Annotated in this window: 1 protein-coding gene; it reads right to left on the reverse strand. The window is 68.3% G+C overall.

Annotation, left to right across the window (positions count from 1 at the left end; all coding sequences use genetic code 11):
- Nucleotides 1-32 precede the first annotated feature (32 nt).
- Nucleotides 33-1,271: an IS30 family transposase gene (locus D7231_RS34855; protein ID WP_120760368.1), complete on the reverse strand. Its 1,239-nt coding sequence runs from the start codon at nucleotides 1,269-1,271 to the stop codon at nucleotides 33-35.
- Between the last annotated feature and the right edge of the window lie 45 nt (nucleotides 1,272-1,316).

The raw sequence follows: 1,316 nt of genomic DNA on the forward strand, positions 1-1,316 counted from the left end.
GGCGAATTCGAGGGGTCGTAGCAACACAGTGATCAACTGGCTGTGGCCAGAAGCTTAGCGAGACGCTCGGCTGGGGTTTCCCAGCCGAGCGTTTTGCGTGGGCGGCTGTTGAGCTCGGCCGCGACGGTGTCCAGCTCCTGACGGCTGTAGCGGGCGAGGTCGGTGCCCTTGGGGAAGTACTGCCGGAGCAGGCCGTTGGTGTTCTCGTTCGAGCCTCGCTGCCAGGGACTGCCTGGGTCGCAGAAGTAGACAGGCATGTCGGTGGCTGAGCTGAACTCCTTGTGCAGGTGCATCTCGGAGCCCTGGTCCCAGGTGAGGGAGCGCTTGAGCTGAGTGGGCAGTGCGGAGACGGCCTGTATGAGCGCGTCGCGCATCTGGGCGGGCTGGCGGCCGTCGGGGAGGTGGACCAGGGCGACGAAGCGGGTGGAACGCTCGACGAGGGTGCCGATGGCGGACTTATGGGCCTTGCCGATGATCAGGTCGCCCTCCCAGTGGCCGGGGACCGCGCGGTCCGAGACCTCCGGCGGACGCTCGCTGATCATCACCATGTCCTTCGCCATGCGGGGCTGTCGCTTGGCCGACTGGCGGTGCGGCCGGCGCATGGCACGTCCGGTCCGCAGGGCACGGGTCAGTTCGCGGCGGAGTTCACCGCGGCCCTGGACGTAGAGGGCTTGGTAGATCGTCTCGTGGACCACGTGCATCTCCGGCCGGTCGGGAAAGCGGGCCCGCAGAGCGTGACATATCTGCTCTGGGCTCCAGCGACGTTCGAGATGGCGCTGGACGAAGTCCCGCAGCTCGGGGTTCTGGCCGAGCTTTCCCGGCTTCGGGCGGGGTCGGCGGGCGTCGGCTCGGGACTGTGCGGCGTGTGGACGATAGGCCCAGCGGGACGCGTTCCCGCGCAGGGGCATGCCGTTGCGGCGTATCTCCCGGCTGATCGTTGAGGGGCTGCGGCCCAGCTCGGCTGCGATGGTCCGGATGGACGCCTTCTCCCGCAGCCGGTCGGCAATGTGGATGCGCTCGGACTCCCGCAGATAGCGGCCAGGGCCTGCCGAAGACGGCTCCCGGTGGACCGGGGGACGCGCCTTCGACAAGCCCTTGTGGGCGCGGCGGCCGTTGCGCCACACCTTGCCGGTCCGCGGGTTGATGCCCACGATCCGGCATGCCTCTTTGTTGCTGTAGCCCTGCTGCATGAGCTGGAAGTATGCCGCCCGCTCAGCGGTCAGCTTCTTCCGTCCCTGCGGCCTCCGGTCCCCCCGGATCTGGTGGTCCATCGCATCCCCTGAGCTGGGGTGTTGCGACGACCACTAGAACGGAAG

Source organism: Streptomyces klenkii (genome assembly GCF_003626645.1).
In the GTDB taxonomy this organism is placed as follows: domain Bacteria; phylum Actinomycetota; class Actinomycetes; order Streptomycetales; family Streptomycetaceae; genus Streptomyces; species Streptomyces klenkii.

What these genes read in the sequence shown, in the direction of transcription:
- D7231_RS34855 (WP_120760368.1), bottom strand. Translation starts at nt 1,271, where the DNA reads ATGGACCACCAGATCCGGGGGGACCGGAGGCCGCAGGGACGGAAGAAG.